This is a genomic window from Bacillus cereus group sp. BfR-BA-01383, from assembly GCF_022663495.1.
Taxonomy (GTDB): domain Bacteria; phylum Bacillota; class Bacilli; order Bacillales; family Bacillaceae_G; genus Bacillus_A; species Bacillus_A cereus_AU.
Window position 1 is genome coordinate 242,593 of the sequence record NZ_JAKUFP010000004.1, and the last position, 8,352, is coordinate 250,944.

Consider the following 8,352-nt stretch of genomic DNA (forward strand, 5'->3'; position numbering starts at 1 on the left):
ATTTCCGAAGAATGGAGTCAATCTTAGTTGGATAATTATAAAGTGACACCCCTATAAACAAAACCCACCAGAAACATCTAAAATCTGTCCTGTTACCCAGCGACTATCAGAAGAAGCAAGGAACGCTACTGCATCTGCAATATCTTCAACTTGCCCTATCCGTCCAAACACAGATGAATTCGTAGCAAAATTTCGTATTTCTGGATTATCTAGCAATTTCGCATTAATATCTGTCTTCGTATATCCGGGCATAATTGTATTCACTGTTATACCTCTATCTCCAAGATGCTTAGCTAGAGGAAGTGTCATCGTATTTAATGCACCTTTACTTAAACCGTATGCAATTGATCCTGTAAAACCAAGTCGTACTTCAGCTGATGAAATGTTAATAATGCGCCCTTCTGCTCGTAGTAATGGTAATGTTTGCTGAATTAAGAAGAACGGCGCCTTCATATTTACGGCCATAATTTCATCAAAAACTTCTTCTGTCGTATTTTCAATCGTTCCTTGTGTACCTATACCTGCATTGTTTACTAAAATATCAATCTCTGATGTACCAATTCTTGTTTGTAATTCATTCTTTAATTGTTCTACTAGCTTTTTGACACCATCAATTGAATTGAGCTCAGCTTCAATTAAGAACGCTTTCCCTCCATTAGATTCAATCTCACTAATCGTCTCATCTGCAGCTGTTTTATTTCGGCCGTAGTGAATCGCAACTAATGCCCCATCTTTCGCCAATCTCATTGCAATGGCACGACCGATTCCGCGACTCGCCCCGGTTACTAACGCTACTTTCCCATCAAGATTCTTCATTTTTTCCATCCTTCCTAAATTTCCGTTTGATAAATCCTATACTTATATTTTCATGCAAACACCAATAATTTCAAATATAGATTTATAGGTAATTTAGTTAGTTAACTTATGATATTATAGTTATAATTTATAATTTGCTTTAGAAAATAAAATATAGGGGGCTACCCAATGCAAAATGCAGTAAAACTGGATGAAATTGACCATAAAATAATGAACTTATTATATGAAAATGCAAGAATTTCCGTTTCAGAAATAGGACGAATCATATCCATGACACAGCCTGCTGTAAAAGAACGAATTAACAAACTTGAAGATCAAGGAGTTATAGCTGCTTACCGAACCAAATTTGAGCCTTCCAAAATTAATAAAAACATTCAAGCATTTATCATGTTTAAAACGAGCCAATGCTCTGATTTCATCCAATTTTGTAATGCCGCTCCTGAAGTAACAGATTTATATCGAATTAGTGGGGAGTTTAATTATATGATGAAAGTCATGAGCGATTCGATGGATTCTCTCGCTGGATTTTTAGACTCTTTAATGCAATTAGGATTATCGTCTCCTTTAATTGTTTTAAAGAGTGAGTTTGAGGAGAAATTGTCGTTTTGATAAAGAAAAAAGAGAATTGACATCTCAATGTGAAAATGAACACTTTATTTAAATTGATAGGCACCTGCTTTCCTCAAAAAAGAAAAAGGAGTGGGTGATCCACTCCTTTTAACCACCTACCCCTGATTCCTCTGCACCTCTCTAAACTCCTCCTTCACCTTCTCTAACAACCCTTCTTCCGTAATTAATCGATACGCTGTATTTGCTAGCGCTTTTGCTGATGTAATTAATGCTTTATCTCCAAGTTCTGAACGTGCTGCTTCTCTAAATTCATTCGTATGAGCAATTAAGTCATCTGGACCGATTTTAATGTACGGATGAATGGTCGGTACGACTTGGCTTACGTTTCCTGCATCAGTTGAACCGATGCCAACTCGTTCTTTACGGTTTACGTCTTCACCTTGTAGTTCGAGTTCTTCGGCTACGATATCATTAAATGTTTTTGTTACGAGTAGTTCATCGATTTCATTTTGGAATTGATGAATTTTTACTTTTGCACCTGTTGCTAATGCAGCTCCTTGTGCAATATTTCTTACTTTTTCTGTTACTTCCGCACATCTTTTTCTCGTTGCTGCGCGGATGAAGAACCTTGCGGCAGCGTAGTCAGGAATAATGTTAGGTGCTTTTCCGCCTTCTGTAATGACGCCATGAATTTTCACATCTGACGGAAGTTGTTGGCGAAGTGCATTAATACTGTTATACAGCTGAATAACCGCATCTAATGCGTTAATTCCTTCTTCTGGTGAAGCTGCTGCGTGAGCTGTTTTACCGTAAAAATGAAAATCAAGTGGATCAACTGCTAGTGATGGACTCGTTGTCGCTGTTTTTCCGCTCGGATGAATCATAAGCGCCGCATCAATGTTTTTAAATAAACCTGCTTTTACATAACTCGCTTTTGCGCTACCATTTGGCCCGCCTTCTTCTGCTGGTGTTCCGAATACGACAACTTCTCCGCCAATTTCTTCAAGCGTTTCTGATAATGCGATTGCTGCTGCAACGCTAATGGTGCCAATTAAATTGTGACCACACGCATGGCCAAGTCCCGGTAAAGCATCATACTCAGCTAAAAATGCGATAACTGGTCCTTGTTTTCCTGAACTTTTTCGCGCGATAAATCCCGTTTCATGTCCAGCTATATTGTGCTGCAACTGAAATCCTGCACTACCTAGTAATAAACTTAGCGTTCTTGATGCGTAAAATTCTTGGTTACCAATCTCCGGATTCGCATGAATATTATGACTTGTTTGTATGTACTTTTCCTTATTGCTTTCTATACTCTCTTCAATAGTTTTTCTTTGTGACGTTACTCCTGTCGCTCCCATTTTTCTTCCCCCTTTTGTTTTCACGTAAAAAAGCCTCTTTCTAAAAGATAGAAAGAGGCTTCTGTATATACAGTCAAAATGAGCTTCTTTCTTATCTTTCAAGTTACCTTGCTGGAATTGGCACAGTATTCATATAGAATCCGCTGCCGAGGTATCGTAGGGCCAGTCCCTCCACCTCTCGTGATAAGAATTTTCATAAAATTATATTAAATTATTTTCATTCTAAGTTCATTCCAGGCAAAAGTCAAGGAATTCCTATCCGAATTTACCGGATATCTAAAAATCCTTTTAATACACCAATTGTTTCCGGTGCTTGCAGTCTTGCACATATGTACGGAAATTCCGTACTACCTTCAAACATCATTTGAGATGTTAGCGGTGCCCCTGCCCAAAAGATTTCATCATCGATTAATAAGAATGGGAACGCTTTGTTTTGCCTTTGCAATTTTACATTCTTTAATGGAACTGGTCCATCACTATAAACTGTTACTTGCGCATTTGTACGCATTAATGCTTGCCATACTCGTTTATCCACTTGTCTTGTACTCGGAAGTGAAATGATAATTTTTCGTTTTGCGGCTAAAATATCTTTTAATAACCCTTTCGGCTCTTCAAGATTCATTTCCATAAACCAGCGTAAACGTTTCGAAATTTTCCGCTCCCACAATTGTCTTGATGTCGTGCGATCATACACATCTCCGTGACGTTCTATATGAGCTGTTAATTGTGATAACGCTTGTTTTCTCGAAAGGTTTTTACGCATATAATGGCAATCGGATAATTGAATGAACTTCCCTCTCGCTCTCGTTACTGCTACATTGACGAGGCGATGGTTTTTATGATCAAAGAACAACACACCAGGACGTTCCTGCGGATAACTATCAACCGTATCAAATATCATCATATCTCTTTCAGAACCTTGAAACTTATGAACTGTTGCCGCTAATACTGGTATGTTTTGATATTTCGTTCTCTGCAACATTTCTCTAATACAAGTTGATAAAAAGCGTGACTGCGCCCTGTAAGGTGTAACTACACCGATCGATTGAACACCGTCTAACAGTCCGATTAACATCATTTGCATCGCTACTAAACCAGACATAATATTAAAACGTGAGCCAGAAGCAGCATCCTTTAGCGAAAATGCTCCCATTAAGCTCGTATCAAATAAAACACTCGCCTCATTTGCGAACGGCTGCAATTGTGCAAGTTCTTTACGCTCTGAAACAGACGGATGATCGTATACTCTATTTTTATAAATAAATGAGTTCGTAAACTTCGATATGTCCGCATGCATACGTCTTTGTTCCTGCAACATAAAAAGGTTGGGATGAGCTTCTGATTTATTTACAGAATCAACAATCCCAGCATGATAAAACATATCTTCCCCGAGCCATTTTCGAACGAGTTCATGGTTTGCCATCGCAATCGGAGGTAACTGTAAAAAGTCACCACAAACGACGATACGTTTTCCAAGTGAAGCAGCCAATGCAATTTGCGGAACATATGCCATACTTACTTCATCTACGACAACTAAATCAAATGTACGCTCATAAATAAGTGAATCAATGGCACATTTCGATAAAGTCGCTCCGATTACTTTCGCATTTTCAATGTATTCTTTTTCTACTTCTTTAATTTTCGCTTTTTGCTTTCGAAGATCACTTTCAATCTCTTGTATACGCTTCTTATCAGCAGAAGTCGCCTTATACGATAGAATTTTTTCACGAAGATCTTGTCGTGTCTCTTCTAAATAGAGTCTTTCTTCTCCCCAAGATCCGTTCGTCGTTTCTACTAACTTCGACGCAAGTAACGTGTCATGATTTCGTATATGTTCATGTTGACTATAACCGTAACGAACAATTTCGCCAGGCGTCCATTTTTTCTTCTTCTCAATTTGCTTCGTTACTTCGCTCATTAATACGTCAACAGCCGCATTACTATGAGCTAGCACGAGTACCGATTTTCCTTTTTGATAATGCGCCGAAATAATACGTGATAAATTGTAAGACTTCCCTGTTCCAGGTGGTCCCCATACGTATGTTGTCGGATTGTAAAATGAACGATACGCCAATTCATTTTTCGTATTTTTCATCTTCTCAAGATGCTTCGGACTGCTCGTTCCCTCTACTAAACGTTTAATTCGTTGACGTCTTAGTTTATCTTTACGAGCTTCCTTTAATCGCTCTTGCAACTGTTCTAGTAGTTGCCACGGTTCACTATATAAAACTGCTTCTCGTATTTCACCTTGTATATAATCATTTAATTTCAGTTCTATTTCTAATCCATGTACAGACAATACTTCCCCTGTCGCTTCCTCACCATCAAACTCAATTCGAATTGGAGAACCTTCAGGTATGCTTACTTCCGAAATAAGCTGAAAGACATATACCGTACTTTCATAATCTGTATATAAAAAACGACCGTTAATGATAGAAATTTTACTACCACCTATCGTTTTCCAATGTTTAATTTCATATGCTAATGCATAATGCCACTCTTTCATCGTTTCTGATAATGAAGGAGTCTGAGTAGTTGTATTCATCGTATAATCTCCTTCCTTCTCCCCAAACATACTTTCTCACTATACCATATAACACGCTAAAATTTGTAAGGTTTTTATCTTGCTTATTTTCTTAATTTTCAATATTATTTTATATATAATTTTCAGAAAGAAGGTTCGCACATGCCAGTTAGAAGAATTGAACACGTAGGACTTATGGTGGCAGATTTAGAAACATCCATCTCATTTTATGAAAAAGTAGTCGGTTTACAGCTTATTAAACGTATGGGACATCCAAATCCAGACTTAAAACTCGCTTTTTTAGGTGTGGAAGAATCAAAGGAAACGATACTCGAACTAATTGAAGGTTATAACTCTTCCCTCCCAGCAGAAGGAAAAGTACATCACATTTGCTTTAAAGTGGATTCATTAGAAGATGAAATCAAAAGAATACAGAAACATGGAGTACAATTTTTACTAGGAGAAGAAATCGAAACATTACCAGATGGAACACGTTACATATTTTTCGCTGGTCCTGACGGAGAATGGATAGAGTTTTTTGAGACGGAGAGATAGAAAAGGAGCCGGAATTCTGACTCCTTTTTTCTCAAGTGCAGAAACGGTTTAAACACCAGTAACCTTCACCCTGAAAACTCACCAAGATTAAGAAACAATCATTTTTGAAGGAGTAAAAAATGATGAATACAGTCTATATTTTGCTTTTTTGGTTGCTTATACTATTTCCAATCCTTTATATAATCAAGATAAAGCATTGGAATATAAAAGTAGTTGCCGTTTTTGTTGGAAGAATCCTATTAAGTATTATCTTTTTCATAAATGGAATAGTTTTAGGACTGCAACGAAATTGGGCAGAGCCTCCCTATGAAAAAGAATGGGATTTCTTTATAAAGTCTTTACTAAACGGGAAAACTGATGCACTTATACACTTGTTACTTCTAATTATTATTGTCACTTTCGACTTACTAATTATATTTTATTATAGAAATAAAAAGAAATGGGTTATTTTCCCTATTTCTTTTCTTACTGGGGTATCGCCACATACCTATCAAGTTAAAATTTTATAATGCCTCCAAAACGAAAATTTTGTGTCTTTTATAGAAACGAAGTTTATTTTTATCGTTTTGGGGATACTTCAAAACACTAGGTTGATGGGTATGTGGAGAGCCCCCTAAAATTTCTTTTAATACCATCTTATCTTCTTGCAACTCCAAATCACCGAAAACTAGTTCTTTTGGTTGCTGAATTTTAACCCCTAAAGCTGTTAACTTTGTATGATTTGGAACTGTCATAAATCTCATTCCTGATAAAGTTTTCAAACGCTCCATTTCTTTTTCAGAAACATAGAATTTCACTTGTAAAAGCAAGCAAAAAGAGATTTATTAGAGAAATTTACTAGATTATGGCTTTGGATCGGTTTTTCTAAAGAATACATCAGGGTTATTCTGTCCGTTCAAAATATTTCGATTGTCACCCCAAGCATGGAGCAATGAATGACCTGGACCTGTAATAACTTGATTGTATTCACCCATATAACAAGAAAATACTCTTGGATCAAAATTCACGAAAACCCCACCGCTTGGTATATGATTATTAGGCACTTGAGAAAATTTGGTGCTGATCCTACTTTCTTTACCTACTTTACCAACGCCCTCATGAAGAGAGAAGGTTTTCATAAACACACCAAATGTTCCATTACCTATGCCGCCAACATTATTAGGATCATTAAAGCGGTTATATTGAATATGAGCTCCTTTTTTATTGACAGCTACTGATGGAAAGAATGCATGTGGTAAATTATTGGAGATATTCACTTGAGTCCAGTTATTTCCTCCATTTTGACTATAAGCTAAAAAGACATCGATAAAGGTTGTGCCTCCAATATTTCTACGTTGATTCCATACTACATAAATCGTACCATCTGGTCCTATACCTGCTTGAGGGATCTCAAACATCCTGATTACCCGTTGCTGCTCTGTTAAAATAACAGGACGGAGTTCATTGACTGGTCCGCATGGTACAACATCTGTAGCTGCTGCTGCAAATAGGCCAGCTGAGACTTGTACATTTATTGGGAAGGTATTTCCTCCATCGGTTGACTTAGCCATACGAATGGAACGGTTCGCAGTATTTAGCTGAGCAAATGTGCCTGGCAAACGACTTTCATAAAAAACATATATATTCCCGGCTTTATCCACTACCGGAAAGGCTCCAAATACTTCATTAGCTCCAGCGACAATCGTTTGACTTGGAATAATAGGAGTTAATGTTACACCTGTTCTAAATTTTGAAAAACGAATTTTTGTACCTCCATTAGGAGGGCCAAAGTCAGTCCATACAACATATAAAGCCTCATTTCCTGGATTATCAGCATCAGGACCTACTGTAATCCACGCTTTATCTTGATCTCCTGGATCACTAGCAGCTGGAGTCTGTCCTCGCCCGACGACTTGAGGAAGATTCATAGTTATTGTTTTGTTTGGATTGATCGTTCCGGTTGAAACAGTAATTACACCTTCTTGCCTGCCTCCAATCAATTCATCCCCAATTTGAGAATAATAGAATACGCCATTTCTATCGACTGCTAAAGATGGATCACCAGAATTTCGACCTCCAGGATTGGCTTGTATTGACCCACCATCGGTCCAATTTTTACCTAAATCTTTTGAAAAGGAAAACCCTGAATAACTTGATGCCCCAGCTACCCCTGTGGCATTATTGGTATCATTAAATCCATACAAAATAAAATCTTTAAAACGCGCAAGGCTTGTCTCGCTTTGAGTTATATTCGGAAAACTAGCGGTATCAACAACAGGGTTATTCACTTGAACTTCTTTATCATTTGGTTTTGGCGGCATTTGACCACCCTTTCTATTATTTTTTCAATATATAATATGAAAAAAATGAAAGAGTGCTTAGACTATTTAATAGATTAAAAATTTTTTTGGAAGAGTCATTTAATCAATTAATTAGTCTTTAAAGGGGCAGCATCACACATCCATCAACTTAAGGATTTAGACTATTCTTGAAGTTAAAAGCACGTTACTATTCTCTTATGTTAATGAGAAAGGGTGACGTGCTTTT

Annotated in this window: 7 protein-coding genes, 1 pseudogene and 1 riboswitch; of the genes and pseudogenes, 3 read left to right on the top strand and 5 right to left on the bottom strand. The window is 37.2% G+C overall.

Annotation, left to right across the window (positions count from 1 at the left end; genetic code table 11):
* Window positions 1-51 precede the first annotated feature (51 nt).
* Window positions 52-816 (bottom strand): SDR family oxidoreductase, encoded by a 765-nt coding sequence (locus MR065_RS06750; protein ID WP_000792648.1) that lies wholly within the window; start codon window positions 814-816, stop codon window positions 52-54.
* 168 nt (window positions 817-984) lie between these two features.
* Here MR065_RS06750 and MR065_RS06755 point away from each other — a divergent pair, with 168 nt between their 5' ends.
* A complete protein-coding gene (locus MR065_RS06755) occupies window positions 985-1,425 on the top strand; it encodes an Lrp/AsnC family transcriptional regulator (protein ID WP_242213014.1) in 441 nt (146 codons plus the stop codon).
* A gap of 116 nt (window positions 1,426-1,541) precedes the next feature.
* Here the strand turns inward: MR065_RS06755 and MR065_RS06760 are convergent, their stop codons facing one another.
* Both MR065_RS06760 and MR065_RS06765 read right to left on the bottom strand, forming a co-directional pair.
* Window positions 1,542-2,747: a M20 family metallopeptidase gene (locus MR065_RS06760; protein WP_242213015.1), complete on the bottom strand. Its 1,206-nt coding sequence runs from the start codon at window positions 2,745-2,747 to the stop codon at window positions 1,542-1,544.
* Between the two features lie 88 nt (window positions 2,748-2,835).
* Window positions 2,836-2,937: riboswitch (SAM riboswitch) on the bottom strand.
* Between the two features lie 75 nt (window positions 2,938-3,012).
* Window positions 3,013-5,322 (bottom strand): AAA domain-containing protein, encoded by a 2,310-nt coding sequence (locus MR065_RS06765; RefSeq protein WP_242213016.1) that lies wholly within the window; start codon window positions 5,320-5,322, stop codon window positions 3,013-3,015.
* 111 nt (window positions 5,323-5,433) lie between these two features.
* Here MR065_RS06765 and MR065_RS06770 point away from each other — a divergent pair, with 111 nt between their 5' ends.
* Both MR065_RS06770 and MR065_RS06775 read left to right on the top strand, forming a co-directional pair.
* Complete coding sequence (locus MR065_RS06770) at window positions 5,434-5,826, top strand: VOC family protein (protein ID WP_242213021.1); 393 nt, start codon at window positions 5,434-5,436, stop codon at window positions 5,824-5,826.
* 119 nt (window positions 5,827-5,945) lie between these two features.
* Window positions 5,946-6,266, top strand: a pseudogene (locus MR065_RS06775) (hypothetical protein); the annotation flags it as partial.
* A gap of 63 nt (window positions 6,267-6,329) precedes the next feature.
* Here the strand turns inward: MR065_RS06775 and MR065_RS06780 are convergent.
* Both MR065_RS06780 and MR065_RS06785 read right to left on the bottom strand, forming a co-directional pair.
* On the bottom strand, window positions 6,330-6,560 hold the full coding sequence (locus tag MR065_RS06780; RefSeq protein ID WP_242213025.1) for a hypothetical protein: 231 nt from the start codon (window positions 6,558-6,560) through the stop codon (window positions 6,330-6,332).
* 108 nt (window positions 6,561-6,668) lie between these two features.
* On the bottom strand, window positions 6,669-8,126 hold the full coding sequence (locus tag MR065_RS06785; protein WP_242213027.1) for an exo-alpha-sialidase: 1,458 nt from the start codon (window positions 8,124-8,126) through the stop codon (window positions 6,669-6,671).
* Window positions 8,127-8,352: the final 226 nt, after the last annotated feature.